Raw genomic sequence first — 25,660 nt, 5'->3', positions numbered from 1 at the left:
TCCGGCAGGGCCGGGCCCGCATCGGCCCGGCCCTGCCGTCCCCGGTCCCGGCCGCCCCGCCCCGGCGCGGCGCCCTCCCCCGAAGCCCCGAACCGCCCGCCCCGTATCGAGGAGTCCTCGCTTGAGCACGCCCACGCCGTCGTCGCCCGCCCCCGCCGAGACCACCGCCGCCACCGCGCCCGGCAGCACCGCCGCCACCGGCCCGGCCGCCGCCGGCTCGGATGCCGTCGAGCTCACCGCCGATCCCACCTGGTGGCGCCAGGCCGTGGTCTACCAGATCTACCCGCGGTCTTTCGCCGACGGCAGCGGCGACGGGATCGGCGACCTGCGCGGGATCATCTCCCGCATCCCCTACCTGCGCCGGCTCGGCGTGGACGCCGTGTGGCTGAGCCCCTTCTACCCCTCGGCCCTGGCCGACGGCGGGTACGACGTGGACGACTACCGCGACGTGGACCCGCGCATCGGCACGCTCGAGGAGTTCGACGAGATGTCCCGGGCGCTGCACGAGGCCGGGATCCGCCTGATCGTGGACATCGTGCCCAACCATTCCTCGAACCGGCACGCCTGGTTCCGCGAGGCCCTGGCCGCCGGTCCCGGCTCCCCCGAGCGGGAGCGCTACATCTTCCGCGACGGGCTCGGCGAGCACGGCGAGCTGCCCCCGGCGGACTGGACCAGCGCCTTCGGCGGCCCCGCCTGGACGCGGGTCGAGGACGGCCAGTGGTACCTGCACACCTTCGCCCGCGAGCAGCCCGACTTCAACTGGGACCACCCCGAGGTGCGCGAGGACTTCCTGACCACGCTGCGCTTCTGGTCCGACCGCGGGGTCGACGGCTTCCGCGTCGACGTCGCCCAGTGCCTGGCCAAGCACCTGGCCGAGGATCTGCCCAGCTCCGCGGAGCTCGCCGAGATGCCCCAGGACGGCACCCACCCGCTGGTGGACCGCGACGAGGTCCACGAGATCTACGCCGAGTGGCGCCGGGTCTTCGAGGAGTACACGCCGCCGCGCACCGCCGTGGCCGAGGCCTGGGTCTCCTCCCCCGAGCGACGCGCGAAGTACGCCAGCCCCCGCGGGCTGGGCCAGGCGTTCAACTTCGACCTGCTCACCGCGGACTTCGAGGCCGACGCCTTCCGCCGCATCGTCACCGACAACCTGCGCCAGTCCGCCACGACCGGCTCCTCCAGCACCTGGGTGCTCTCCAACCACGACGTGGTCCGCCACGCCACCCGCTACGGCCTGCCCCCGCTGCAGGGGCGCGAGGTCAAGCAGGGGGCGGAATGGATCATCGCCGGCGGCCCCGAGGAGGGCATCGACCGCGAGCTGGGGCTGCGCCGCGCCCGCGCCGCCACCCTGTTCGAGCTGGCCCTGCCCGGCAGCGCCTACCTCTACCAGGGCGAGGAGCTGGGCCTGCACGAGGTCGCCGAGATCCCCGACGAGCAGCGTCAGGACCCCGCGTTCTGGCGCACCACCGCCGAGGACCGCTCCTTCGACGGCCTGGGCCGCGACGGCACCCGCGTGCCGCTGCCGTGGACCCGCGAGGGCTCCTCCTTCGGCTTCGGGACCGACGGCGCGCACCTGCCGCAGCCGGCCTGGTTCGCGGACGTCTCCGTCGAGGCCGAGGACGGCGACCCCGCCTCCACCCTCACGCTGTACCGCGAGGCGCTGCGCCTGCGGCGCACGCTGCAGGGCGCCGAGGAGCTCACCTGGGACGAGGAGCACAGCACCGGCGACGTCCTGGCCCTGGTCCGCCCCGGCGGCTGGACCAGCATCACCAACTTCGGCGACGCCCCCGTCCCCCTGCCCGCGGGCGAGGTGCTGCTCAGCAGCGCCCCGCTCGAGGACGGCCCGGACGGCGCCCCGCTGCTGCCCGGCGCCACCACCGCCTGGCTGCGCCGCTGAGAGATCCTGGAGTCCTCGGCCCCGCCCCCGCGGGCCGATGAGCCCCGTCGCCGGAGCCGGCGACCGCCCCGACCGTCCGACCGCCCCGACCGCCCCGACCGTCCGACCGTCCGACCCGACCGTCCGACCCCCGCCCCACCGCTTCGCCCCCACCCTGAGGAGAGATCAGTCCGCATGACCACCGCATCCACCGCCCCCGTCCCCGAGGGCCGTCCCATCCGCGCCGGCGTCGTCGGCATCGGCTGGGCCGGACAGCAGCACATGGCCGCCTACCACGAGGCGCCGGGCGTGGAGCTCGTCGCCATCGCCGGCAAGGAGGAGGACGTCCGCGCCGAGCTCGCCGAGCAGTACGGCATCGCCGACACCTACGCCGACTGGGAGGCGATGATCGCGCGCGGCGACCTCGACGTCGTCAGCGTCGCCGTGCCCACCTTCCTGCACGCGCCGATCGCGATCGGCGCCCTCAAGGCCGGCGCCCACGTGCTCTCGGAGAAGCCCATCGCCCGCACCGGCGCCGAGGGCCAGACCATGGTCGACGCCGCCCGCGAGGCCGGCCGCATCCTCGAGGTCGTCTTCAACCACCGTCGCCGCGGCGACATCGAGGCGATCCGCTCCGCCGTCGAGGACGGCACGATCGGCCGCCCGTACCACGCGCGGGCCATGTGGCTGCGCCGCGCCGGCATCCCCGCGCTGGGCAGCTGGTTCACCAACGCGCAGGCCTCCGGCGGCGGGCCGCTGGTGGACCTCGGCGTGCACGTGCTCGACTGGACGCTGCACATCATGGGCGAGCCGCGCGTCACCGCCGTCTCCGCCGTGACCCACGCGGAGCTGGGCCCGCGGGGCCTGGGCGGCTCCACCGGCACCAAGAGCGGCACCAGCTCCGCCTACGAGGTCGAGGACCTCGCCACCGTGCTGCTGCGCCTGGAGGGCGGCGGCTCGATCGTGCTGGAGACCAGCTGGGCCACCCACCGCTCCACCCCCGACCAGTTCGGCATCACCCTGTACGGCACCGACGGCGGCGCCGACCTCAACGTCGTGGACTACGCCCCCTCCGGCGAGCTGACGCTCTACACCGGCGACGGGGAGACCGCGCAGGACACCGTGATCGAGGCGCCCGCCGGCCGCGGCCACGGGGCCGTCGTCGAGCGGTTCCTCGAGCACGTGCGCGATCCGCAGTCCTGGTCCGAGCACGACGGGACCGTGGGCCTGCGCCGCGCCCGCATCGTCGATGCGGCCTACGCCTCCGCGGCCGCCGGCCGCGAGATCGCGCTCGGCGAGGACCTCGAGATCATCGGGGAGGAGGCATGAGCATCCGAGTCCTCGTTTGGAACGAGAACGTCCACGAGACCACCCAGGAGGAGATCCGCGCGATCTACCCCGACGGGATCCACGGCGCCATCGCGCAGGGCCTCGGCGAGCTGCTGGGCGAGCAGGCGGAGATCTCCACCGCCACCCTCGCCGATCCCGAGCACGGCCTGGACGAGGAGACCCTCGCCGCGACCGACGTGCTGCTGTGGTGGGGCCACATCGCCCACGACCAGGTCGACGACGCCGTCGTCGAGCGGGTCCAGCGCCACGTCCAGGGCGGCATGGGCCTGATCGTGCTGCATTCCGGGCACTTCTCGAAGATCTTCATCCGCCTGATGGGCACGACCTGCTCGCTGTCCTGGCGCAACGACGGCGAGCGCGAGATCGTGTGGACCAGCGCCCCCGGGCACCCCATCGCCCGCGGCGTGGACCAGCCCTTCGTGGTGGAGAAGCAGGAGATGTACGGGGAGCACTTCGACATCCCCAACCCCGACGACCAGGTGTTCATCAGCTCCTTCGAGGGCGGGGAGGTGTTCCGCTCCGGCGTCACCTTCACCCGTGGCCGCGGCCGGATCTTCTACTTCAGCCCGGGCGACCAGGAGTACCCCGTGTACTTCCACCCGCAGGTGCGGCGCGTGCTGGCCAACGCCGTGGAGTGGGCCGCGCCCTCCGGCGAGCGCGCCACGCCCGCCGTGAGCAACCCCGCCCGCCGGGACTGGCTCACCACGGGAGGCGCCCCGTGAGCATCCGGATCATCCACGTCGGCCTCGGCGGCTGGGGCGGGGACTGGGCGCGCAACGCCATCCCGCCGGTGCCCGGCGTCGAGGTCGCCGCGATCGCCGACCCGAGCGAGAGCACCCTGCGCCGCGTCCAGGAGGAGCTGGGCCTGGAGGACGGGCAGGCCTTCGCCTCCCTCACCGAGGCCCTCGCCGCGGTCGAGGCCGATGCCGTGGTCATCACGGCGCCGGCGGTCACGCATGTGCCGCTGGCGCTGGAGGCCCTCGAGGCCGGCAAGCACGTGCTGGTCGAGAAGCCGTTCGCGAACACGGCCGCGGAGGCGGTCACCGCCGTGCGCCGTGCGGAGGAGCTCGGGCTGGTCATCCAGGTCAGCCAGAACTACCGCACCTATCCGGCGCCGCGGGCCGCCCAGCGGCTGCTGGCGGAGGGCGTGCTCGGCGAGCTCGCCGCGATCAGCATCGACTTCCGGCGCTGGGACAACGACCTCCCCTTCGAGGACCACCCGCACTACCGCTTCCCGCACCCGCTGATCAACGACATGGCCATCCACCACTTCGACCTGCTGCGCAAGGTCACCGGCCAGGAGGCCGCGCGGGTGTACGCCAAGGTCAAGGACCCCTCCTTCAGCAAGTACCTCGAGGAGGCATCGGCCGTCATCACCATCGAGATGGCCGATGGCCTGGTGGTCAGCTATCGCGGCAGCTGGCTCAGCCGCGGCGAGCCGACGCCGTGGGCGGGCGAGTGGCACATCGCCGGGGAGAAGGGCGAGCTGTACTTCACCAGCCGCGAGGGCACCGCCGAGGATCCGGCCGCCGCGGACATCGTCACCGTGCGCCGTCCCGTCCTCGAGGACTCCCGCGCGCAGGCGCCGGGTGCCGGGGCCGGCGACGCCGGGGCCCCGGGGGCCGGCGGTCCTGCCCGCACCGGCACCGTCCAGGAGGCCCCGGCCGATGGGCTCGAGGTGATCGAGCTGCCGCGGCAGGAGCTGTACGACCGCTCCGAGAACCTGGCGATCTTCCGCGACGCGATCGAGAACGGCACCGTCCCGGAGACCGCCGGGGCCGCCAACCTCGGCAGCATCGCGCTCATGGAGGCGGCGGCCCGCTCCGCGGCATCGGGCCAGGTGGAGGAGGTGATCATCCCCTGAGGTCCCTGGGCCCCTGAGGCCCCTGAGGCTGCTCGGGCCCCGGCGACGCCCCGCGGGTCGCCGGGGCCCGGCCCCTCTCGGGGCCGCGAGCCTCAGAAGTCCATGGGGTGGGCCGTGGTCCGCTCGCCCGACAGCCGCCGCAGGTGCACCCGCCGGGCGAGACGGATCGCGGGGCGGATGGTCATCTGCACGCTGCCGATCAGGAACAGCCATGTCCCGGCCGTCGCCAGCTGCTCGGAGAAGAAGAGCACCGAGCCGACGATGAACCACAGGCCGATGAGCACGTCGTTGGCGATGCTGGCCGTCTCGTAGCGGTCCGAGATCTCGAGCTCCCGGTCTCCCAGGCGCAGCTCGATCGCCGGATCCGAGGTGCTGTCGGTGCTGTCGGCCATGTCGTCCTCTCCGTGTGCGGTTGGTGCGGGGCACGCCCGCGGGCCTGCGTCCGGGATCGTGCCTCTGCGCCATGGTGCCCGATGGCACGCGATCGCCGGGCGCCTCCAAGATCACACCCGCCTATCTCATATGTGAGATAGCATCGCGGTCATGACGACAGTCGAGACCGAGGACCCCACCTACCTCGCCAAGATCGGTTCCATGATCCGCGACGCCCGCCAGGGCGCCCAGCTCACCCAGGCGCAGCTCGCGACCCAGCTGGGCACCAGCCAGAGCGCGATCAACCGCATCGAGAAAGGCCAGCAGAACCTGACCCTCGACATGATCTCCCGCATCGGCTCCGCCCTGGACTCCGAGCTGGTGGGGCTCGGCACCCCCGGCCCCAGCCACCTGCGCGTGCACGGCCAGCGCGAGCTGCACGGCAGCATCGATGTGAAGAGCTCCAAGAACGCGGGCGTCGCCCTGCTGTGCGCCTCCCTGCTGAACGTCGGCACCACGGTGCTGCGCAAGGTGGCCCGCATCGAGGAGGTCAACCGCCTGCTCGAGGTGCTCGTCTCCATCGGCGTGAAGGCCCGCTGGCTGAACGACCAGGGCGACCTCGAGATCCGGGTGCCCGAGCAGCTGGACCTGGACGCGATGGACGCCGCCGCGGCGCGCCGCACCCGCTCCATCATCATGTTCCTGGGCCCGCTCATGCACCGCGAGGAGTCCTTCCAGCTGCCCTACGCCGGCGGCTGCGACCTGGGCACCCGCACCGTCGAACCCCACATGACGGCGCTGCGCCCCTTCGGCCTGACCGTCGTGGCGACCGAGGGCCACTACCAGGCATCGGCCGCGCAGGGCACCCGCCCGAGCCGCCCCATCGTCCTCACCGAGCGCGGGGACACCGTCACCGAGAACGCGCTGCTGGCGGCCGCCCGCTACGAGGGCGAGACGGTCATCCGCAACGCCAGCCCCAACTACATGGTCCAGGACCTGTGCTTCTTCCTCGAGAGGCTGGGCGTGCGGATCGAGGGCATCGGCACCACGACCCTGCGCGTCCACGGCCGCGCCGAGATCCGCACCGACGTCGAGTACTCCCCCAGCGAGGACCCGATCGAGGCGATGAGCCTGATCACCGCCGCCATCGTCACCCGCTCGAGCATCACGGTGCGCCGCGTGCCGATCGAGTTCCTGGAGATCGAGCTGGCGATCCTCGAGGAGATGGGCTTCCGCTACGAGCGCTCGGCGGAGTACGTCGCCGACAACGGCGAGACCCGCCTGGTGGACATCACCACCCACCCCTCGGATCTCAAGGCGCCGATCGACAAGATCCACCCGATGCCGTTCCCGGGCCTGAACATCGACAACCTGCCGTTCTTCGCGGTGATCGCCGCGACCGCCGAGGGCCAGACCCTGCTGCACGACTGGGTGTACGAGAACCGCGCCATCTACCTCACCGAGCTCACCAAGCTCGGCGCCCGCGTGAAGCTCATGGACCCGCACCGGGTGCTCATCGAGGGCCCCACCCGCTGGTCCGGCACGGAGATCGTCTGCCCGCCGGCGCTGCGCCCGGCCGTCGTGATCCTGCTGGCGATGCTCGCCGCGAAGGGCACCTCGGTGCTGCGCAGCGTGTATGTCATCAACCGCGGCTACGAGGATCTCGCCGAGCGCCTGAACGCCCTGGGCGCGAAGATCGAGACGTTCCGCGACATCTGATCGCGGTCGTCCGCAAGATCGACGGCCCGGGAGGCCCCGTGCAGCTTCGCTGCCGGACGGCTCCTGGGCCGTCGCATTCGCCGCGCGGGCGGCCCCGGATGCCGAGCACGAGGAGCACGGCCGTCACGAGCGCTGTCCCACGCAAGCACACTTTCTCCACCAAGGCCCAAGAGTCCGCCTTATCGGCGGTTTGGAGAGCTCGACATTCTCCGCTCCACCGACGATGGATTCCGCAGTCCGGAAGGTAATCTCAGTCTCGGTACCGACGATCGAGCTCGCCAAGGCGCAAGCTGCCTCGACTGGCATCCAGCGACCCGCTAGCCACTAAAGAAGAGGTGCAGACATCATGAAGCTGTTGGATCCGGACACCCAGATCGCCAGGGAACGCGACCTGATCGCCGACCTCGACATCGAGCGCCCCGCTTGGCAATTTCGGCGTGGACGGCGGGGTGGGACGAGGTCGCTCGCGTCATTCACCTACGCCCTGTCGATGCCAGACGCTCCCACGGCGCTGGCCATGCTGCGCTCATACATGTGCGCCGTCGGACTCGACAAAACCGACCGCTGGTCCGTGTCGGCGATGCCGAGCTGGGCCGGAGCCACTGACGAGCAGCGGTTTGCGACAGTGAGTGGCGCAAACATCGAGCTGTTCTATGTCTGGTTCGAGTCTTCCTCAGGCCTCGTGACCTCGTGGGGCGCCCGAATTCCAAAAGGGCTCGACCGAGACCTGCCGGCATTGGATGAACTTCGGCAGAGCACTGCCGACAATGGAGACATCGGCGTGCACGGGGAGACACTCGGAGACCTCTTTGCCGCCCTTAGCAACCGCGATTTTCTAGAAGTCCTAAGCGCGACGTGGAATCAGCGTCAAGGAACCCGTCGTTCCGATTGGCACAACCCATACCTGGGGGCCCTTCTAGGCTTCCCGGGAACAACCTCTGGAGCAGAATCAGAGCCTTCGGGCGACGAGGAGATCGAGTTTGAGCGTCGCTATATCCAGCGCGTCACTAGGCAGCGCCTCCATCAGGCACCGCTCCGCGAGGCCGCACTACAGAGGTATGGCGCCCGATGCATGTACTGCGGACTCGATGTTCCCCAGGTCCTCGAAGCGGCCCACATCATTCCCGACAGCCAGGGTGGGGCAGCGAGCACCAGCAACGTGCGGGTCCTCTGCGCCAACCACCATGCAGCGTTCGACGCCAAGCTGCTCCTGCTCGAGGGGGAGGACCTGGTCCGCGCCCCAGGCGCACCCCACGTGCCACCTAGCCGGCCAGTCAAGATCGCAGTGCCGGTCAAGACGACCGAGAACCAGACTTACGAGGAAGATGACTCCCAAGACGAGGACCGATACCGGTGGATCGTCACCGACCCTGGGGACCTAACCCCGCTCCGACTTGGGGATACTGTCCTGTACGATCCGGCGGACGACAGTGACGAATACACGGAGGGCTTGCTTCTCGGGATTCATTTCGTTTCGGAGAACGCTTCACGCCCCCAAGACGTCACGTATCAACTGGAGATCAAGCCCACGAATGCGGAAGAGTCCGTCACCATCACCGTGACCGGAGACGGGTACGTGAGCCGCTACATCGATACCGAAGATCCTGACGAATGGTGACGCTCGCCTACGGCATGCACACTGAGGCGGAGGACGAGGGTTCTGCGCTCTACAGGCCGATGGGCGCGGTGAGCGGGTCGACCGGGTGCCGGGTGCGGCCCTGCGCCGTGCGGATCGCGAGCCCCTCGCGCGCCCAGTACTCGAAGCCGCCGATGAGCTCGCGCACCCCGGTGTACCCGAGGCGGGACAGCGTCAGCGCCGCGCGGGTGGAGCCGTTGCAGCCCGGCCCCCAGCAGTAGACGACGACGGGGGCGTCGCGATCCGGCAGCTCATGCTGTGCCCGGGAGGCGAGCTCGGGGCCGGGGATGTGCAGGGCGCCGGGGATGTGTCCCTGGTCCCAGGCGGCCTGCGCGCGGGTGTCGACGATGATCGGCGGGGTCGCCGAGGCCCGTGCGGCGGCGAGGTCGGAGGGGTCCGTCTCGTGCTCGAGCTTCGCGGCGAAGTGCGCGGCCGCGCTGCGGGCGCGCTCGGAGATGTCGACCCCGGGGGCATCGGGCTCGGCGGAGACGTCGGGACAGGTCGGGGCGGTGTCTGCGGTCATGGCTCCAGTGCACCGTCGATCCGTTCCCGCGGGAATGCCCTCCGCGCGGCGTTGGGGGCGGATGGCCGTCGATGCGCCGGTATCGTGGGTGTCATGGCATCGGATGCACGGCTGGACCTCGACGGGACCGATCGCGCCCTCATCGCGGCCCTGCAGCGCGACGGGCGCCTGAGCATCGCCGAGCTGGGCCGCCTGGTGTCGATGTCCCCCAGCGCCACCGGCGAGCGCCTGCGGCGCCTCACGGAGGCCGGGGTCATCACCGGGTACGTCGCCACGCTCTCCCCCGCGGCGCTCGGCTACTCCATCACCGCCTTCGTGCGCCTGGCCTACCCGACCGGGAACTACGACCCGCTGCACCGGGTGCTGGACTCCACGCCCGAGGTGGTCGAGGCCCACCACGTGACCGGCGACGACTGCTTCCTGTTCAAGGTCCACGCCCGCGGGATGCTCGACCTCGAGCGGATCACCGGGCGCCTGGCCGCGCTGGGCAGCATCACCACGAGCGTGGTCTACTCGAGTCCTCTGGACGGACGCGCGCTCGACCCCGCCTGACGCGCCGCCGCCCTCCCGGCATCGATCCCGGCCGTCGCACTCCGCGGCCGCACCCGCCGTCGCACCCTGCCGTCCCACCCCGCCATCACACCCCGCCATCGCACCCCGAGGAGCCCCGTCGTGCCCGAGCCGAGCCTGCTCGTCCTGCTGGGCATGGCCGCCTCCGTCTTCGTGGGCGCACTCGCGCAACGGGCCACCGGCATGGGCTTCGCCCTGCTGGCCTCGCCGTTCCTGGTGCTCGTGCTGGGCCCCTTCGAAGGGGTCCTCGTCATCAACGCGGCCGGCCTGCTGGCGAGCCTCCTCGTGCTGGTCCAGCTGTGGCGGGACGTGGACTGGCCGCGGGCGGCCGTGCTGGTGCCGATGGGCGTGGTCGGGACGATCCCCGGGGCGATCGCCGTGGGCCTGCTGCCCGGCGGTCCGCTCACGGTGGCGGTGAGCGCGGTGGTGATCATCGGCCTGCTCGCGACGATGGCGCTGCGCGGGCGCACCCTGCCCTCCTCCCCCGCCCTGGCCGCCGGCGGCGGGCTGGCCTCGGGGTTCATGAACGTCACCGCCGGGGTGGGCGGGCCGGGCGTGGTCGTCTACGCCCGGGCCACCGGCTGGGAGCACCACCATTTCGTCGCCACCGCGCAGCTGCAGGGCGTCGTGCTGGGGGCCGCGGCCCTGGCCGCGAAGCGCTCCCTGCCCTCCCTGCCGATGAGCGGCTGGATCGCCCTGCTGCTGGCGCTGGGCGCCGGGCTGCTGGCCGGGGACGCGCTGGCGCGGCGCGTCGACGGCCCCGCGGCCATGCGGGTGGTGGTCGGCATCGCGCTGGCCGGGGCGGTCATCGCGCTGGCGCGCGGCCTGGCCGCGACCCTCTGACGGGCCACGACATTCTGACGGGCTGCGACACTCTGACGGACCGCGACCCTCCGCGCGGCCGGGCGGACGCCCGCCCGGATCCCCCTGCGCGGCTCAGCCCTGGTCGTGCAGCGTGATCGCGTACCCGTCCGGGTCGGCGAAGGTGAGGGTGAGCCCGAAGGGGCTCGGCGCCAGGTCCCGCAGGATCGGCCGGCCGGCGGCGTCCAGCGCCTCGCGCACCGCCGCGACGTCCTCGGCCCGCAGCCAGAGGGCGACGCCCAGACCGGGCCGGTCCGTCTCCTCCAGATCGACCCCCGGCAGGGGCTCGCGGACGGCGAAGGGGATGGGCGCGGTCGCGAAGACGACGGCCCCGGGAGGCGAGGCCTCCGCGCGGCGCAGGCCCAGCACCTCCTCGTAGAACGAGGCCGAGGCCTCCAGGTCGCGCACCTGCAGGGCGATGAAGTCGGGTCCGATGACGCTCATGGCGGGCTCCTCATGTCGGGATTCGAATGTCAGGTTCCTGACATGGGACACTATGTCAGACTCCTGACATGACGCAACCTCCTCCCCTCGCCTCGCTCGTCGGATACCGCCTCAAGCAGGCGCAGGCCGTGCTCCGCGCCCGGATGGACGAGGCGCTGCGCCCCCTGGAGCTGACCACCGCCCAGTACGCGACGCTCGAGCTGCTGAGCAGGAATCCCGGGGCCTCGACCTCGCAGCTGGCCCGCGACGCCTTCGTCACCCGGCAGACCATGAGCACCCTGCTCATCGGCCTCGAGAAGCGCGGGATCGTCGAGCGCACGCGCGGAGACGCCGGTGGGAGGGCCCTGCCAACCCTGCTCACCGAGAAGGGCGAGGCCATGCGCGCGCAGGCGGCGGAGGTCGCCCTGGGCATCGAGCGGCGCATGGTCGAGCACCTCGACGAGAGCCAGGCCGCGGCCCTGCACGAGGCCCTGGGGCGGTGCATCGAGGCCCTCGAGCCCTGAGGTCGCACGCGAGGATCGAGGCCCAGGGGGCGACTCGCCCTGCCGCGCTCCGTGACCTCCCCGCGACCCGTCGTCTTGCCATGCGGGACCGCCATGGACGCGATGCGGAATGTATACAATCATCGCCTCACTGCCCGAGAGGTCCGATGTCCGGCATCGGCCTCAGCATCTCCCCCTGGAGGCACGCACGTGAGACGCCGCACGGCTCTGACCCTCGGCGCGGCCGGAGCGGCCGCGCTGATGAGCGGCTGCATCCCGCTCCAGCCCCTCGAGGACCCGCCCCCGCGCCCGGACCGCACCGACGCGACGCCCGGAGGGCGGCCGTTCCGCGAGGGCGGTCACCTGGTGATGGCGCTGTCCTCCGAGCCGGACAAGCTCGACCCCACCACCTCGAGCTCCCTGTACACCCGCTACGTCATGCAGACGATGTGCGAGAAGCTCTACGACATCTCCGCCGAGGGCGAGATCGTCCCCATGCTCGCCGCCGCGCTCCCGGAGATCTCCGCCGACGGCCTCACCGTCGAGATCGCCCTGCGCGAGGGCGTGACCTTCTCCGACGCGACCCCGTTCGACGCCGAGGCCGTGCGGATCACCCTGGAGCGCCACCTCACCCTGGAAGGATCGGCCCGCGTCGGCGAGCTGGGACCCATCACCGCGGTCGAGGCGGTGGAGCCGCTGCGCGTGCGCGTCACCTTCGAGAGCCCCTTCGCGCCGTTCACCGCGGCGCTGGCCGACCGCGCCGGCATGATCATGTCCCCCACCGCCCTGGAGGAGCGCGGCGAGGACTTCGGGAACCACCCGGTGGGCGTGGGCGCGTTCCGCTTCGTGCGCCGCGTCCCCCAGACCTCCATCGAGGTCGAGGCGGACCCGCTGTACTACGACGCCGAGAACGTCCACCTGGACCGGATCACCTACCGGATCATGTCCGACGCGAACATCCGGGCCGCCAACATCCAGTCCGGGGACGTCCACGTGGCCGACACCATCTCCCCGCAGGACATCGAGACCCTCGAGGCCGCCGCCCGGGTGCGCACCCTGCAGGTCGGGTCCCTGGGCTACCAGGGCCTCACGATCAACATGGGCCACGTCCCCGAGGGACAGGAGCCGCCGACCACGCCGCTGGCCACCGACGCCCGGGTGCGCCGGGCCCTATCCCTCGCGGTGGACCGCGAGGCGCTGGTGAACACCGTGTTCAACGGCTGGTACACCGCCGCCGGCTCGCCCATCTCCCCCGACTCGCCGTTCGCGACCGAGGCCAGCAGCAGCCTTCCCGCGCACGACCCGCAGGCCGCGCGGGCCCTGCTCGAGGAGGCCGGCGCCCCCATCCCCTACCCGGTGCGGGTCACCGTCACCAACACCCAGGACTCCCTGCGCTACGCCCAGGCGCTGCAGGCGCAGGTCAAGGACTCCGGCTTCGCGCTGGAGATCCTGCCGATGGAGTACACGGCCGTGCTGGACGCCCAGGACCGCGGCGACTTCGAGGCCGTGCTGCTGGGCTGGTCCGGACGCGTGGACCCCCACGGGAACATGTACTCCTTCTGGTCCACCGGCGGCGGCAACAACTACCCGGGCCTGTCCGACCCGGAGATCGACGCCCTGCTCGTGGAGGCCGCGCAGGCCACCGACCCGGCCGCGCGCGCCGAGATCTACGGCGAGGCCGTCGCCCGGATGCAGGAGATCGACGCCTTCGTCTACCTGTACCGCCAGCGCAGCCTCACCGCCCACCGCGAGGACGTCGCCGGGCTGTCGGTGTACGCCGACGGCGTCGTCCACCTCTCCCATGCCGGCTTCCTGGACGGAGACGACTCATGATCCGCTTCCTGCTGGTGCGCCTCGCCGAGGCCGCCACCACCCTGCTCATCGCGGCGGTGCTCATCTTCCTGGGGGTGCGGGCCCTGCCCGGCGACCCGGCCCTCGCCATGGCCGGGGAGGAGGCCAGTCCCGAGCAGGTCGCCGCCGTGCGCGCCGAGCTGGGACTGGACGAGCCGCTGATCGTCCAGTTCGGCCGTTTCGTGCAGTCCGTCGCGACCGGCGACCTGGGCACCTCCACCCGCACCGGGCAGCCGGTCACGCAGATGATCGCGACGACGCTGCCGGTGACCCTGTGGCTGTCGGGGCTGGCGATCGTGGTCGCCGTGGTCATCGGCCTGGCCCTCGGCGTCCTCGCGGAGCGGCGCCGCGGCCGCCCCGCGGAGCTCGGCGCGAACCTCTTCGCCCTGATCGGCCTGTCCGTGCCGAACTTCTGGCTGGGCCTGCTGGCGATCCTCGTGCTCGCCGTGGGGCTCGGCTGGTTCCCCGCCTCCGGCTACGTCGACATCCTCGAGCACCCGCTCGCGGGGCTGCACCACCTGGCCCTGCCCGCGGTCATCCTCGGCACGGGCCTGGCAGCGGTGATCACCCGCCAGACCCGCGCCTCCATGATCGAGACGATGGCGACGGACTACGTGCGCACCGCCCGCGCCACCGGCATCGGCAAGGCCCGGATCCTGCTGCGCTACGGGCTGCGCAACTCGCTGATCGTGCTGGTCACCATCGTGGGCCTGCAGCTGGGCGGGCTCATCTCCGGGGCCGTGGTCACCGAGCGGATCTTCGCCCTGCCGGGCCTGGGCCGCCTCACCCTGGACGCCGTGTTCTCCCGCGACTACCCCGTCATCCAGGCCGTGGTCCTCGTGATCACCCTCGGGTACGTGCTCATCAACATCCTCGTGGACGTGCTCTACTCCGTCATCAACCCCCAGATCCGGACAGGCGGTGCCGCCTCATGACCGACGTCCTCCAGCCCCCGCCCGCCCGCGAGAGCGATGACGGCGCCGGCTCGTCGGCGCCCGCCCTCGCGCGCCGCCGCGGCATCCTCCGCCGCCTGCTCAGCAGCCCGCAGGGCCGGGTCGGCACCGTGCTCGTGGCCCTCGTGCTGCTCGCCGCGGTGCTCGGCCCGTGGCTCGCCCCGCACGGCTTCGCCGCCACGGACTTCGCCCACCCCTTCCAGCGCCCCCGCACCATCGGCTACCCGCTGGGCACCGACGACCTGGGCCGCGACGTGCTCTCCCGCCTGCTGCACGGCGTGCGCGCCTCCATGATCGTGGGCGTGCTCGCGGTGACCCTCGCGGTCGTCATCGGCACCCCGCTGGGGCTGCTGGCCGGCTACTGGCGGCCCGCGGACCTCGTCGTCTCCCGCCTGACCGACGTGGCCCTCGCCTTCCCGTTCCTCGTGCTCGCGGTGGGCCTGACCGCGATCACCGGCGCCAGCCTCACCAACGCGGCCCTGGCCCTGGGCATCGCCAACATCCCCACCATGATCCGCGTCGTCCGCGGGGAGACCCTGCGCCTGCGCGAGGCCGATTTCGTCAAGGCCGCGATCGCGACCGACGCCGGACCGGTGCGCATCCTGGGCCTGCACGTGCTGCCCAACACGATCAGCGCGATCATCGTGCAGGCCACCGTGATCATGCCCGTCGCCGTGATCGGCGAGGCGATGCTGTCGTTCCTGGGCCTGGGCATCCAGCCGCCCGCGCCCAGCCTCGGGATCATGCTCTCGGACGCCCAGCAGTACATCTACCGCGCGCCCTCCGCAGCGGTCTTCCCGGGTCTGGCGATCATGCTGATCTGCCTGGCCTTCAACATCTTCGGAGACGCCCTGCGGGACGCCTTCGACCCGTCCACCGCGAAGGGATCCTCCCGATGACCAGCACCGCCTCCCCCGCCTCCCCCGCCTTCGTCGTGCCGCCGGAGCCGACCACCCGCCCCACCCTCGAGGGCACCTTCGGGATGACCGCCTCGACCCACTGGATCGCCACCGCCTGCGCGCAGGCCGTCCTCGAGCGCGGCGGCAACGCCTTCGACGCCGCCACCGCCGGCGCCTTCGTGCTGCACGTGGTCGAGCCGCACCTGAACGGGCCCGGCGGCGACATGACCGGCATCTTCGCCACCGCCGAGGACCCGACCCCCGTGGTGATGATGGGCCAGGGCGCCGCCCCCGCCGGCGCCACCCTCGAGCACTACCGCGCCGAGGGCCTCACCCGCGTGCCCGGCACCGGCGCGCTCGCCGCGGCGGTGCCCACCGCCGTGGACGCCTGGCTGAAGCTGCTGGCCGAGCACGGCACCTGGGAGCTGGCCGATGTCCTCGCCTACGCGATCGACCTCGCCGAGGACGGCCACCCCGTGCTGGCCCGGGTCAGCGCCCAGATCGCCTCCTGCGCCGAGATGTTCACGCAGCACTGGCCCAGCTCCGCGGCCCTGTGGATGCCCGGCGGCACCGCCCCCGCCCCCGGCGAGCTGGTGCGCAACCCCGAGTACGCGGCGGTGCTGCGGGACCTGGTCGCCGCCGGGGAGGGCATCGGCGCCGAGGGGTCCGCGGGCTCCGCGGCCGAGGGCGCCGCCGGCTCCCCGGGATCGGCCGATGCCGCAGATGCCCGCCGGGCCCGCATCGAGGCGGCCCGGGAGCGCTGGCGCACGGGGCCCGTCGCCCAGGCCATCGACGCCTTCGTGCGCACCCCGCACCGCCACTCCGACGGCGCCGACCACGCCGGCGTCATCACCGCCCAGGACATCGCCGCCACCGAGGCGACCTTCGAGCCGGCCGCCACCGCGACCTTCCGCGGGTACACGATCGCCAAGACCGGGCCGTGGGGGCAGGGCCCCGTGCTGCTGCAGGCCCTGCGGATCCTCGACGGCTTCGAGGACGCCCAGCTGGACCCCGCCACCGAGGAGGGCGCCCACCTGGTCCTCGAGGCGCTGAAGCTCGCGCTCGCGGACCGCGACGCCCACTACGGCGACGCCGCGGTGCCGCTGGAGACGCTGCTGTCCGAGGAGTACACGGCCGAGCGCCGCGCGCTGATCGGCCCCGAGGCCTCCCACGAGTTCCGCCCCGGCGCCCTCGACGGGGCCGCCCCGGCGCTGCCGCCGCTGGTCACCGAGGCCGAGTTCGCCCGCGAGAGCGGCGGCGTGGTGGACCACGGCGCCGGGGAGCCGACCGTGCGGCCCAGCGGCGAGGTGCGCGGGGACACCTGCCACATCGACGTCGTGGACCGCTGGGGCAACATCGTCAGCGCCACCCCCTCGGGCGGCTGGCTGCAGTCCTCCCCGACCGTGCCGGGGCTGGGCTTCTGCCTGGGCACGCGGCTGCAGATGATGTGGCTGGACGAGGCGATGCCCTCGGTGCTACGCCCCGGCGCCCGGCCCCGCACCACGCTGACCCCGACCCTGGTGCTGAAGGACGGCGTGCCCGTGATCGCCTGCGGCTCCCCCGGCGGCGACCAGCAGGACCAGTGGCAGCTGCTGTTCCTGCTGCGGGTGCTCGTGGGCGGGCTCAGCCCGCAGCAGGCCATCGATGCCCCCGCCCTGCACACCACCTCGATGCCCGGCTCGTTCTGGCCGCGCACCTGGTCGCCCGGCGAGGCCGTGGTCGAGGACCGCCTGGGCGAGGAGCTGCTGGCCGGCCTCGAGCGGCGCGGCCACCGCGTGGTCCGCGCCGGGGACTGGGCGCTGGGCCGGCTCTCCTGCGTGGTGCGCGACCCGGCCACCGGCGTGCTGCGCGCCGCCGCGAACCCGCGCGGCGCCCAGGGCTACGCGGCGGGGAGGTGAGCGGCATGCCCGATGCGACCACGGCCGATGCGCGCACGAGCGCCTCTGCCACCACGGGACCCGGCGATGACGGGCTGGTCCTGTCCGTGCAGGACCTCGCCGTCGCCTACGGCGGCACGACCGTCCTGGAGGACGTCCGCCTGACGCTCGCCCCCGGGGAGAAGCTCGCGCTCGTCGGCGAGTCCGGCTCGGGGAAGTCCACCACGATCGCCGCGATCCTCGGCCTGCTGCCGGGGGCGGGGCGGATCATCGGCGGCTCCATCCGCTACCGCGGGCAGGAGCTCGTCGGCGCGCCCGAGGCGGTGCGGGAGGGGCTGCGCGGGCAGGGCATCGCCCTGGTCCCGCAGGATCCGATGTCCAACCTCAACCCGACCCTGCGGGTGGGCGACCATGTGGCCGATGCGCTGCGCGCCTCCGGCCGGCGGGACCGCGACGGCATCGCCCGGGACGTGGTGCGCCTGATGACGGAGGCGGGCATCCCCGATGCCGAGCGGCGCCGCCGCCAGTTCCCGCACGAGTTCTCCGGCGGCATGCGCCAGCGGGTGCTCATCGCGATCGCCCTGGCCGGGGCCCCGGACGTGATCATCGCCGACGAGCCGACCAGCGCGCTGGACGTGAGCGTCCAGAAGCAGATCCTCGACCACCTCGAGCACCTGGTCGCCCAGCGCGGCATGTCGCTGCTGCTGGTCACCCACGACCTCGGCGTCGCCGCGGACCGCACCGACACCATCCTGGTGATGCACCGCGGCCGTGTCGTCGAGCGCGGCACCCCCGCGACCGTGCTGCGCACCCCGGCCGAGGACTACACGCGCCGCCTCGTGGCCGCCTCCCCCACCCTCGAGGTCACCCCGCGCGAGGAGTCGGGCGCCGCGACGGTCGGCCCGGCCGGCTCATCGGCCGATGGAGCAGCCGATGGGTCACAGCCGCAGGCGGGCTCATCGGCCGGGGGCGGGGACGTGCTGCGGGTGCAGGACCTGCGCAAGACGTACCGCCTGCGGGGCGGGCGCGGCGAGGTCCGCGCGCTGGACGGCATCTCGCTGTCCGCGCCGCGCGGGCGCACCACGGCGATCATCGGCGAGTCCGGATCGGGGAAGTCGACCCTCGCGAAGATCGTGCTGGGCCTGGAGACCGCCGATTCCGGCACCGTCCATCTGGACGGGCAGGCCGTCGGCGCCGCGAGCCGCGCCGAGCGCCGTCTGCTGCGCCGCTTCGCCCAGCCCGTCTTCCAGGACCCGTACTCCTCCCTGGACCCGACGTGGACCATCGAGCGGATCATCGCCGAGCCGCTCGCCGTGTTCGGCATCGGCTCGCGCGCCGAGCGCCGCGACCGGGTGGCGGAGCTGCTGGACCAGGTGGCCATGCCCCGCTCCGCGGCCGCCCGCCTGCCCGGGGAGCTCTCCGGAGGGCAGCGCCAGCGGGTCGCGATCGCCCGGGCGCTGTCCAGCTCGCCGCAGCTGCTGGTGTGCGACGAGGCGGTCTCGGCCCTGGACGTGCTGGTGCAGGACCAGATCCTCGAGCTGCTGGGCGACCTGCAGCATCGGCTGGGGGTGTCGTGCCTGTTCATCACGCACGATCTCGCGGTGGTCGCGAACCTCGCCGACCAGGTCGTGGTGATGCACCGGGGCGGGATCGTCGAGGCCGGGCCCACCGATAGGGTGATCAGCGACCCTGCCCACGACTACACCCGGGGCCTGCTCGAGGCGGCGCCCGGTCGGGAGTTCATGCATGTCTGATCCGGCGGCGCTGCAGATCGCCGAGTCGCTGCGCGAGGCCATCATCACCGGCGCCCTCGCCCCCGGGGAGCGGCTGCGCGAGGTGGCGCTCGCGACGCAGTTCTCGACCTCCCGCGTGCCCGTGCGCGAGGCCCTGCGCGAGCTCACCGCCGACGGCTATGTCGAGCTGCGCCCGAACGCCGGGGCGCGCGTCGCGCAGACGACCGCGGCCGATGTGCAGGTGCTCTTCGACATGCGCATCGTGCTGGAGGCGTCCCTGGCCCGCAGCGCCGCCGAGGGCGCCGCCACCGCGCCGAGCCCGGACGACACGGCGGAGGGAGCGGGCGGCGGCGGCGCGGATCCGGCCCGGGATGCGGCCCGCGAGGCGGTGCGGGAGATCCTCGCGGCGGGCGATGCCGCGATCGCCGCGGGCGACAACGAGCAGCTCGCCGCGCTGAACCTCCGCTTCCACAACGCGCTCGGCCTGCTCTCGGGCCGCACCGGGTTCACCGGCCTGCTGCGCCAGCTCACCGGCCGCACCCAGTGGCTGCACTCCCTCACGCCCGCCCACCTGCACCAGCGCGGCGACGCCGCCTGGCACGAGCACTGGGAGATCCTCGCGCATATCGAGTCCGGCGAGGCGGACAGCGCCGCCGCGCTCATGACCCGTCACCTGGAGCGCTCGCGCGATGCGCTGATGGCCCGGCATCGGGGCGCGCCGGCCTGACGAGCAGGCCGACCCGCTGGCCTCACGCGGCCCCGGGGGTCGTCCGCGACGAGGGCGCCGGATGATCCTCCGTGGCTCCTCGCGCGGGTCCGGGTCCCGTGTCGCTCCCGGTGCTCGTCGCAGGCCTCCACCAGAGAGCTGCGCCGCCGAGGTAGACGACCAGGAGCACCAGCGAGGCGATCAGCGGCACCTGCGGGTCGGTGAATGCGATGTAGCTCCAGCCCTGCCCGAAGGGGATCCTCTCCAGGGAGGTCGGATGCAGGCGGTCGAGGATGTGCTTGATCCCGCCCGCGCTCATCGCCCCCGCCATCACCAGCAGGAATGCCACGAGGTTCACGGAGAACCTGCGTCCTGCCGCCCCGACGCACAGGAGAGCCCAGACCGGGACGAGGATTCCGAGCAGCAGCCCGACGATCTCCAGCGCAGCAACCAGGAGCTGGACAGCGATGACCGTCTGCCCCGTCGCGAGGGAGGGGCGGACGACGGCGACCTCGAGGAGGACGGCCGCAGCGCGCGTCGACGCCACCCGAAGGAACCCCACGAACAGCGCGACCGCGGGTCGACGGACCCACGACCCCCCAGACCTCATCCCCATCGCGGACCCCTTCGTGCGCTCGCGGCACGACAGCCGCATTCCCCCTCCGGATGCGGAGGTCGAGCTCAGTATGCGCGCGGTCGGCCCCAGGTCATGATGCGTCCGGGTCACAGCTCTGTCACACCGGCGCGGAAGACCCGCCGGGCGCTCGCCGCGCAGAATCCGGCACGCTCCTCGAGAGGCGCCGATCCACCGGCCGCCCCTCACGCGAGGTCGGCTCGCCCTCAGGCGGCGTCGCGGGAGCGGTGGCCGAGGATCGCGACGGTGAGCGTGATCGCGACGGTCAGGGCGATGCCCAGCCAGAACGAGACCGACAGCGTGAGCGCGCCGACCAAGGCGCCGAGGACGATGAGCACGATCGCCAGCAGGCGCCGCCCCCAGGCCTCGCCCGCGCCTCCGGCCAGCCGCGAATCGGCGGCCAGTCCCACGATCGTGGAGGTCACCACGACCGTGGTCACATCGGCCACGGCCAGGCGGCGGGCGGCCGCGGCCTGCATGCCCATGGCGACCGCGAGCAGCGTGGTCGTGCTCGAGCCCAGGATCGCGTGCGTCGGCGAGCCGGGGAGCCCGGCCAGGACGGCGGAGCCGAGCAGCCCGGCGGCGACGAGCAGCAGCACCAGGGTGGTGCGCGGCGCCCAGACGTTCTTGGGGGTCTTCCCCAGGATCCGGCCGCCCAGCACGGCCCCCAGCAGGAAGCCGGCGAGCGCGAGGGCGGGGCGGACGACGGGCAGCCCTTCGGCGCCGGCGATGCCCATGCCCAGCAGCACGACGTTGCCGGTCATGTTCCCGCTGAAGACCCGGTCGAAGCCCAGGTAGCCGACCGCGTCGATCACCCCGGTCGAGAAGGTGAGGGCGAGCATCAGGGGCAGGTCGCGGCGCACGGACGTCATGCGCGGGATTGTATACATTCACCCGATCCAGGCATCGGGCGGGCCGCTCCGCGAGACGTCCGCGTCACCAGGGCGACGATACGTGTCCGGGGGCCGATGCCGGCATCGCCACCGCGCCTCCTGGCATCGGCATCGCGGCGGAGCTCGGCAGCGCGCCGGGGCTCGACGCCGCGCCGGAGCTCGGCGCGACGCCGCAGCGACGAACGCCGCGAGGACGCACGCCGCCGGCGAGCGGCCCGCTGCGGGGCCGGTCGCCGGCGGCGAGGTCGGTCAGGCCGTGTCGTCGATCAGGCGGCGGGGCCGATCAGGCCACGAGGCCGATCAGGCAGCGACGAGGCCTGTCATGCCGTGCGGGTCGATGACGAACTTCTTGGCCACGCCGGAGTCGAACTCCGCGTAGCCGCGCGGCGCATCGTCCAGCGAGATCGCGGTGGCGTTGACCGCCTTCGCGATCTGCACGCGGTCGTGGAGGATCGCCTCCATCAGCTCGCGGTGGTAGCGCATGACGGGGCACTGGCCGGTGGTGAAGGAGTGCGCCTTCGCCCAGCCCAGACCCAGGCGCAGCGACAGCGAGCCCTCCTGCGCGGCGGCGTCCACGCCGCCCGGGTCGCCGGTCACGTACAGGCCGGGGATGCCCAGCGCGCCGCCGGCCTTGGTGATGTCCATGAGCGAGTTGAGCACGGTGGCCGGCGCCTCCTTCGCGTCATGGCCGTGCCCCTTGGCCTCGAAGCCGACGGCGTCCACGCCGCAGTCGACCTCCTCCCGGCCCAGGATCTTGGCGATCTCCTCGCGGGGGTCGGACTCGGAGACGTCGACCGTCTCGCAGCCGAAGGCGCGGGCCGCCTCCAGGCGCTCGGCGACCATGTCGGCGACGATCACCACGGCCGCACCCAGGAGCTGGGCGCCGACCGCGGCGGCCAGGCCCACCGGCCCGGCACCGGCGATGTACACCGACTTGCCCGGGCCGACGCCCGAGGTCACGGCGCCGTGGTAGCCGGTGGGGAAGATGTCCGAGAGCATCGTGAGATCGAGGATCTTCTCGAGCGCCTGGTCCTTGTCCGGGAACCGCAGCAGGTTCCAGTCGGCGTAGGGCACCAGCACGTACTCGGCCTGCCCGCCGACCCAGCCGCCCATGTCGACGTAGCCGTAGGCGCTGCCGGGACGGTCCGGGTTCACGTTCAGGCAGATCTCGGTGCGCCCCGTCTTGCAGTTGACGCATCGGCCGCAGGAGATGTTGAAGGGGACCGAGCACAGGTCGCCCTTCTGGATGAACTCGACGCCGGGCCCGACCTCCACCACCTCCCCGGTGATCTCGTGGCCCAGGATCAGCCCCTCCGGGGCGGTGGTGCGGCCGCGGACCATGTGCTGGTCCGATCCGCAGATGTTGGTGGTGACGACCTTGAGGATCGCCGCATGGGGCAGCTGGCGCCCCACGTTCGCCGGGTTCACTCCCGGCCCGTCCTTGAGCTCGAAGGTGGGGTAGTCCAGGTCGACGACCTCGACCTCGCCCGGCCCCTTGTACGCGACTCCACGATTGCTGGACATGCATGGCCTCCTTGCCATCGTCGGGGCGCTCGCGACGCCGTCGTCGCAGTCACCCGATGTCTGGCCCAGCGTGCCTTCCCGCGACGGGTGAGGTCAAGCGCGGCGGCGCGCCTCGTCGAGGTACTGGTAGGCCGTCGAGCGGGACACCTCCAGACGCGCCGCGATGCGGCGCATCGCATCGCCCACCCGGGTCACCCCGCGCTCGTCCAGGCGCCGCACGATCCGGACCTTCTCGTCCCGGCCCAGCGCCCCGGGCTCGCGGCCCGTCTCCGCGATCGCGCGGGTGATCATGTCCTCCACGACGTCGCCGATGTCCGCGCCGAGGACCTCCTGCGGAGCCTCGGCCCCCGGCGCCCCGCCGACCGCGGCACCTGCAGCGCCCTCGGCTCCCGCGCTGCCCGCCGGGCGCACCGGGTCGAGCGCCGCCGCGAGCGACTGCAGGGCGCGCACGGCGCTGAGGTCGTAGTTGATGCACAGCGCCGCGATCACGCGACCGGCGGCGTTGCGCAGGTACAGCGAGGAGGAGCGCAGCTCGCGCCCGTCCCGGGTGCGCCCGCCGTAGCCGAAGGCGTCGTGGTCCTCGTCTCCGTCGGCCAGCACCTCGAAGCCGAGGTTCGAGGACGGCCCTCCCACATCCCGGCCGCTGACCTCGCCGTGGGCGATCGCGACGATGGTGGCGGAGAGGTCCACGTCCTCCGCGGAGAGGTCGTGGAGGACGACCTCGCAGCGCGGCCCGACCGCCGCGGCGATCGCCGGCAGCAGCGGGCCGTACACCGCGAGGACCTCGTCGATGGTCTCGAAGGGGACGGCGACGCGGCGCGGGGCGGGATCGGTCGGCACGCCGCCACCCTAGCCAGCGGGCGGCGGGCCCACCCAGCACCGCCCAGCGTCTGGACTCATCGTCCGAACAGATGGACAGATCGTCCGGGTCGGCGTAGGTTCGGTCCATGAAGAAGGTCATCACCACCGACAAGGCCGCCGCTCCCGGCGGGCCCTACTCCCCCGCCGTCATCGCGAACGGCTTCGCGTTCCTCTCCGGCTGCACCCCGCACCTGACCGGGCCGGAGAAGAAGGTCGTCGAGGGCGACTTCCGCGCCCAGGCCGTGCAGGCCTTCGAGAACCTCAAGGCCCTCGCGGAGGCCTCCGGCGCGAGCCTCGCCGATGCCGTGCGCGCCCAGGTCTACATCACCTCGATGGACCACTTCCCCGTGATGAACGAGGTCTTCGGCGAGTACTTCGGCGAGAACCCGCCCACCCGCACCACCCTGCCCATCGCCCTGGTCGGCTTCGACATCGAGATCGACGCGATCCTGGCCCTGCCCGAGGGCTCCGAGCAGGCCTGAGCCGGCACGTCCGGCCCTGCTCGCCGGAGTTCCCCGGAGTCGGCGTGCACGGACGGCGGTCTCAGGTCCTCGAGCCAAGCGATTGCCTGGCTCGAGGACCTGAGACCGCCGTCCGTGCACGCACCCGGCCCCGCCGCTCTCCAACCTCGCCGTTCCCCGGCCCCGCCGCTCCCCGGCCCCGCCGCACCCGGCCCCGCCGCTCCCCGACCCGTACCGTCCCCACCCCTCTCCATCCCACGCCCGATCGCCCGGGAGGACGCCATGACCCTCGAGAACCTCGACGCGCTGCGCGTCGGCCCGGCCCAGAAGTCCCTTCCGGAGGGATCCTCCGAGCTGACCGTGCGGGAGCTGCTGGACCGCGGCCTGCACCTCAGCGACCTGACCACCCCGGTCCTCGCCCTGACCGGGCCGGCGATGGAGGCGAACATCGCGCTGCTCGCGCAGTACTGCGCGCGGCACGGCGTCGCGCTCGCCCCGCACGGCAAGACGACGATGGCCCCGGACCTGTGGCGCCAACAGATCGAGGCCGGGGCCTGGGGCGTGACCGTCGCGAACCCCGCCCAGCTCGCCGTGGCCCGGGCCGCCGGCATCGCCCGGGTGCAGCTGGCGAACTGCCTGGTGGACCCGCACGGGATCGCGCTGGCGCAGGCCATGACCGCCGAGGGCGTCGAGGTCCTGTCCTGGGTGGACGACCTCGCCGCGGTGGCCCGCCTCGCCCGGCATCTCGCGGCCGACGGTCCGGCCCTGGACGTGCTCGTCGAGCTCGGCGCTCCCGGGGGTCGCACCGGGGCCCGCGGGATCGACGCGGCCCGGGAGGTCGCCGCCGCCGTGCACGCCTCGCCCCGGCTGCGGCTGCGCGGCGTCGCCGGCTACGAGGGCGCCCTCGCGCACGACCGCTCCGCCGAGGGCCTCGCCGCCGTCACCGCCTACCTCGAGGACATGCGGGCGCTGCTGGTGCGCCTCGCGGCCGAGGGGCTGCTCGATGCGGAGGAGATCGTCCTCACCGCCGGCGGCAGCGCCTACTTCGACCTGGTGGTGGATCGCTTCGCCGGGGTCGGCGAGGAGGTCGCCGCGAGCGCCGGGGAGCTGCGCACCACGGTGATGCTCCGCTCCGGCGCATACATCGTCCACGACGACGGCTTCTACCGGGGGATCACCCCGCTGGGCGCCGCCACCGAGGGCGGCGGACTGGTCCCGGCGATGCACGCCTGGGTGCGGGTGCTCTCCCGCCCGGAGCCGACGCTGGCCCTGCTCGACGGCGGCAAGCGGGACCTGTCCTTCGACGAGGGGCTGCCCGAGCCGCAGCGCGCGATGCCCGGCTTCGGCGCCGCCTCCCGCCGCCTCGAGGGCGCCCGGGCCACGGCGATGAACGACCAGCACACCTTCCTCGAGATCCCGGCCGATGACCCGCTGGCCGTCGGGGACGTGGTGCGCCTGGGCCTCTCCCACCCGTGCACGGCTCTGGACAAGTGGCGGCTGATCCCCGTGATCGACGACGCCGAGGCCGCCGACCCGGCCGTGACCGCGCTCCTGCGGACCTACTTCTGATG

24 protein-coding genes are annotated in these 25,660 nt (G+C 73.0%); 17 read left to right on the top strand and 7 right to left on the bottom strand.

The annotated features are described in order from the left end of the window. The first annotated feature begins 121 nt into the window (after nucleotides 1-121). The 4 genes from BF93_RS05105 (at nucleotide 122) to BF93_RS05090 (ending at nucleotide 5,090) form a co-directional block, all read left to right on the top strand. Entirely contained in the window at nucleotides 122-1,897 is a 1,776-nt protein-coding gene (locus BF93_RS05105) for a glycoside hydrolase family 13 protein (RefSeq protein ID WP_156954043.1), read from the top strand. 174 nt (nucleotides 1,898-2,071) lie between these two features. Beyond that, nucleotides 2,072-3,205, top strand: coding sequence for a Gfo/Idh/MocA family protein (locus BF93_RS05100; protein ID WP_051486537.1), 1,134 nt, complete (start codon nucleotides 2,072-2,074; stop codon nucleotides 3,203-3,205). Then, entirely contained in the window at nucleotides 3,202-3,948 is a 747-nt protein-coding gene (locus tag BF93_RS05095) for a ThuA domain-containing protein (protein ID WP_038370956.1), read from the top strand. The genes BF93_RS05100 and BF93_RS05095 overlap by 4 nt, the downstream gene beginning before the upstream one ends. Continuing rightward, on the top strand, nucleotides 3,945-5,090 hold the full coding sequence (locus tag BF93_RS05090; RefSeq protein WP_038370955.1) for a Gfo/Idh/MocA family protein: 1,146 nt from the start codon (nucleotides 3,945-3,947) through the stop codon (nucleotides 5,088-5,090). Before BF93_RS05095 ends, BF93_RS05090 begins: the two co-directional genes overlap by 4 nt. Before the next feature lie 92 nt (nucleotides 5,091-5,182). Here BF93_RS05090 and BF93_RS05085 read toward each other — a convergent pair whose 3' ends face one another. After that, nucleotides 5,183-5,482, bottom strand: coding sequence for a YrhK family protein (locus BF93_RS05085; RefSeq protein WP_038370954.1), 300 nt, complete (start codon nucleotides 5,480-5,482; stop codon nucleotides 5,183-5,185). 151 nt (nucleotides 5,483-5,633) lie between these two features. On the opposite strand from BF93_RS05085, the gene BF93_RS05080 reads away from it, so the two are divergent. Together BF93_RS05080 and BF93_RS18840 are read left to right on the top strand one after the other, a co-directional pair. After that, nucleotides 5,634-7,181: a UDP-N-acetylglucosamine 1-carboxyvinyltransferase gene (locus BF93_RS05080; RefSeq protein WP_038370953.1), complete on the top strand. Its 1,548-nt coding sequence runs from the start codon at nucleotides 5,634-5,636 to the stop codon at nucleotides 7,179-7,181. Nucleotides 7,182-7,527: 346 nt separating this feature from the next. After that, nucleotides 7,528-8,799 (top strand): HNH endonuclease, encoded by a 1,272-nt coding sequence (locus BF93_RS18840; protein WP_051486536.1) that lies wholly within the window; start codon nucleotides 7,528-7,530, stop codon nucleotides 8,797-8,799. A gap of 49 nt (nucleotides 8,800-8,848) precedes the next feature. Here BF93_RS18840 and BF93_RS05070 read toward each other — a convergent pair whose 3' ends face one another. Further along, the gene (locus BF93_RS05070; protein ID WP_084148275.1) at nucleotides 8,849-9,340 is read right to left on the bottom strand and encodes a rhodanese-like domain-containing protein; all 492 of its coding nucleotides are present in this window, start codon (nucleotides 9,338-9,340) and stop codon (nucleotides 8,849-8,851) included. 93 nt (nucleotides 9,341-9,433) lie between these two features. Between BF93_RS05070 and BF93_RS05065 the strand changes: the two genes are divergently transcribed. After that, nucleotides 9,434-9,892, top strand: a complete 459-nt coding sequence (locus BF93_RS05065; protein ID WP_038370952.1) for an Lrp/AsnC family transcriptional regulator — start codon at nucleotides 9,434-9,436, stop codon at nucleotides 9,890-9,892. Between the two features lie 120 nt (nucleotides 9,893-10,012). Then, nucleotides 10,013-10,753, top strand: a complete 741-nt coding sequence (locus tag BF93_RS05060; RefSeq protein WP_051486535.1) for a TSUP family transporter — start codon at nucleotides 10,013-10,015, stop codon at nucleotides 10,751-10,753. 93 nt (nucleotides 10,754-10,846) lie between these two features. Here BF93_RS05060 and BF93_RS05055 read toward each other — a convergent pair whose 3' ends face one another. Then, nucleotides 10,847-11,215 (bottom strand): VOC family protein, encoded by a 369-nt coding sequence (locus BF93_RS05055; protein WP_038370951.1) that lies wholly within the window; start codon nucleotides 11,213-11,215, stop codon nucleotides 10,847-10,849. A 68-nt stretch (nucleotides 11,216-11,283) separates the two neighbouring features. Between BF93_RS05055 and BF93_RS05050 the strand changes: the two genes are divergently transcribed. The 7 genes from BF93_RS05050 (at nucleotide 11,284) to BF93_RS05020 (ending at nucleotide 19,737) form a co-directional block, all read left to right on the top strand. Further along, nucleotides 11,284-11,718 (top strand): MarR family winged helix-turn-helix transcriptional regulator, encoded by a 435-nt coding sequence (locus BF93_RS05050; RefSeq protein ID WP_038370950.1) that lies wholly within the window; start codon nucleotides 11,284-11,286, stop codon nucleotides 11,716-11,718. 189 nt (nucleotides 11,719-11,907) lie between these two features. Further along, nucleotides 11,908-13,530 carry an ABC transporter substrate-binding protein gene (locus BF93_RS05045; RefSeq protein WP_038370949.1) on the top strand — a complete coding sequence of 541 codons (1,623 nt, stop codon included), beginning with the start codon at nucleotides 11,908-11,910 and terminating at the stop codon, nucleotides 13,528-13,530. Then, nucleotides 13,527-14,483: an ABC transporter permease gene (locus BF93_RS05040; RefSeq protein ID WP_038370948.1), complete on the top strand. Its 957-nt coding sequence runs from the start codon at nucleotides 13,527-13,529 to the stop codon at nucleotides 14,481-14,483. The genes BF93_RS05045 and BF93_RS05040 overlap by 4 nt, the downstream gene beginning before the upstream one ends. Beyond that, entirely contained in the window at nucleotides 14,480-15,400 is a 921-nt protein-coding gene (locus BF93_RS05035; protein WP_038370946.1) for an ABC transporter permease, read from the top strand. Before BF93_RS05040 ends, BF93_RS05035 begins: the two co-directional genes overlap by 4 nt. Beyond that, a complete protein-coding gene (locus tag BF93_RS05030) occupies nucleotides 15,397-17,298 on the top strand; it encodes a gamma-glutamyltransferase family protein (RefSeq protein WP_038370944.1) in 1,902 nt (633 codons plus the stop codon). The genes BF93_RS05035 and BF93_RS05030 overlap by 4 nt, the downstream gene beginning before the upstream one ends. 5 nt (nucleotides 17,299-17,303) lie before the next feature. Then, nucleotides 17,304-19,031: a dipeptide ABC transporter ATP-binding protein gene (locus BF93_RS05025; RefSeq protein ID WP_038370942.1), complete on the top strand. Its 1,728-nt coding sequence runs from the start codon at nucleotides 17,304-17,306 to the stop codon at nucleotides 19,029-19,031. Further along, a complete protein-coding gene (locus BF93_RS05020; RefSeq protein WP_051486534.1) occupies nucleotides 19,024-19,737 on the top strand; it encodes a GntR family transcriptional regulator in 714 nt (237 codons plus the stop codon). Before BF93_RS05025 ends, BF93_RS05020 begins: the two co-directional genes overlap by 8 nt. Before the next feature lie 22 nt (nucleotides 19,738-19,759). Here BF93_RS05020 and BF93_RS05015 read toward each other — a convergent pair whose 3' ends face one another. The 4 genes from BF93_RS05015 to BF93_RS05000 all read right to left on the bottom strand — a co-directional run bounded on the left by BF93_RS05015 (nucleotide 19,760) and on the right by BF93_RS05000 (nucleotide 23,607). Then, a complete protein-coding gene (locus tag BF93_RS05015; protein ID WP_156954042.1) occupies nucleotides 19,760-20,263 on the bottom strand; it encodes a hypothetical protein in 504 nt (167 codons plus the stop codon). Between the two features lie 293 nt (nucleotides 20,264-20,556). Further along, nucleotides 20,557-21,222 (bottom strand): YoaK family protein, encoded by a 666-nt coding sequence (locus BF93_RS05010; protein WP_038370938.1) that lies wholly within the window; start codon nucleotides 21,220-21,222, stop codon nucleotides 20,557-20,559. 321 nt (nucleotides 21,223-21,543) lie between these two features. Next, nucleotides 21,544-22,767: a formaldehyde dehydrogenase, glutathione-independent gene (fdhA, locus tag BF93_RS05005; RefSeq protein WP_038370937.1), complete on the bottom strand. Its 1,224-nt coding sequence runs from the start codon at nucleotides 22,765-22,767 to the stop codon at nucleotides 21,544-21,546. A gap of 93 nt (nucleotides 22,768-22,860) precedes the next feature. Further along, a complete protein-coding gene (locus BF93_RS05000) occupies nucleotides 22,861-23,607 on the bottom strand; it encodes a helix-turn-helix transcriptional regulator (protein ID WP_084148274.1) in 747 nt (248 codons plus the stop codon). Between the two features lie 107 nt (nucleotides 23,608-23,714). Here BF93_RS05000 and BF93_RS04995 point away from each other — a divergent pair, with 107 nt between their 5' ends. Both BF93_RS04995 and BF93_RS04990 read left to right on the top strand, forming a co-directional pair. Then, entirely contained in the window at nucleotides 23,715-24,110 is a 396-nt protein-coding gene (locus BF93_RS04995; protein WP_038370935.1) for a RidA family protein, read from the top strand. A 261-nt stretch (nucleotides 24,111-24,371) separates the two neighbouring features. After that, a complete protein-coding gene (locus BF93_RS04990; protein WP_051486533.1) occupies nucleotides 24,372-25,658 on the top strand; it encodes a type III PLP-dependent enzyme domain-containing protein in 1,287 nt (428 codons plus the stop codon). Nucleotides 25,659-25,660 lie beyond the last annotated feature (2 nt).

The organism is Brachybacterium phenoliresistens, assembly GCF_000576425.1.
Lineage (GTDB): Bacteria > Actinomycetota > Actinomycetes > Actinomycetales > Dermabacteraceae > Brachybacterium > Brachybacterium phenoliresistens.
The sequence above is the reverse complement of the archived record's forward strand: the minus strand, read 5'-3'. Positions and strand labels throughout refer to the sequence as shown.

What these genes read in the sequence shown, in the direction of transcription:
- BF93_RS05100 (WP_051486537.1), top strand. Translation starts at nt 2,072, where the DNA reads ATGACCACCGCATCCACCGCCCCCGTCCCCGAGGGCCGTCCCATCCGC.
- BF93_RS05095 (WP_038370956.1), top strand. Translation starts at nt 3,202, where the DNA reads ATGAGCATCCGAGTCCTCGTTTGGAACGAGAACGTCCACGAGACCACC.
- BF93_RS05085 (WP_038370954.1), bottom strand. Translation starts at nt 5,482, where the DNA reads ATGGCCGACAGCACCGACAGCACCTCGGATCCGGCGATCGAGCTGCGC.
- BF93_RS05080 (WP_038370953.1), top strand. Translation starts at nt 5,634, where the DNA reads ATGACGACAGTCGAGACCGAGGACCCCACCTACCTCGCCAAGATCGGT.
- BF93_RS18840 (WP_051486536.1), top strand. Translation starts at nt 7,528, where the DNA reads ATGAAGCTGTTGGATCCGGACACCCAGATCGCCAGGGAACGCGACCTG.
- BF93_RS05070 (WP_084148275.1), bottom strand. Translation starts at nt 9,340, where the DNA reads ATGACCGCAGACACCGCCCCGACCTGTCCCGACGTCTCCGCCGAGCCC.
- BF93_RS05065 (WP_038370952.1), top strand. Translation starts at nt 9,434, where the DNA reads ATGGCATCGGATGCACGGCTGGACCTCGACGGGACCGATCGCGCCCTC.
- BF93_RS05055 (WP_038370951.1), bottom strand. Translation starts at nt 11,215, where the DNA reads ATGAGCGTCATCGGACCCGACTTCATCGCCCTGCAGGTGCGCGACCTG.
- BF93_RS05050 (WP_038370950.1), top strand. Translation starts at nt 11,284, where the DNA reads ATGACGCAACCTCCTCCCCTCGCCTCGCTCGTCGGATACCGCCTCAAG.
- BF93_RS05040 (WP_038370948.1), top strand. Translation starts at nt 13,527, where the DNA reads ATGATCCGCTTCCTGCTGGTGCGCCTCGCCGAGGCCGCCACCACCCTG.
- BF93_RS05035 (WP_038370946.1), top strand. Translation starts at nt 14,480, where the DNA reads ATGACCGACGTCCTCCAGCCCCCGCCCGCCCGCGAGAGCGATGACGGC.
- BF93_RS05030 (WP_038370944.1), top strand. Translation starts at nt 15,397, where the DNA reads ATGACCAGCACCGCCTCCCCCGCCTCCCCCGCCTTCGTCGTGCCGCCG.
- BF93_RS05025 (WP_038370942.1), top strand. Translation starts at nt 17,304, where the DNA reads ATGCCCGATGCGACCACGGCCGATGCGCGCACGAGCGCCTCTGCCACC.
- BF93_RS05020 (WP_051486534.1), top strand. Translation starts at nt 19,024, where the DNA reads ATGTCTGATCCGGCGGCGCTGCAGATCGCCGAGTCGCTGCGCGAGGCC.
- BF93_RS05010 (WP_038370938.1), bottom strand. Translation starts at nt 21,222, where the DNA reads ATGACGTCCGTGCGCCGCGACCTGCCCCTGATGCTCGCCCTCACCTTC.
- fdhA (WP_038370937.1), bottom strand. Translation starts at nt 22,767, where the DNA reads ATGTCCAGCAATCGTGGAGTCGCGTACAAGGGGCCGGGCGAGGTCGAG.
- BF93_RS04995 (WP_038370935.1), top strand. Translation starts at nt 23,715, where the DNA reads ATGAAGAAGGTCATCACCACCGACAAGGCCGCCGCTCCCGGCGGGCCC.
- BF93_RS04990 (WP_051486533.1), top strand. Translation starts at nt 24,372, where the DNA reads ATGACCCTCGAGAACCTCGACGCGCTGCGCGTCGGCCCGGCCCAGAAG.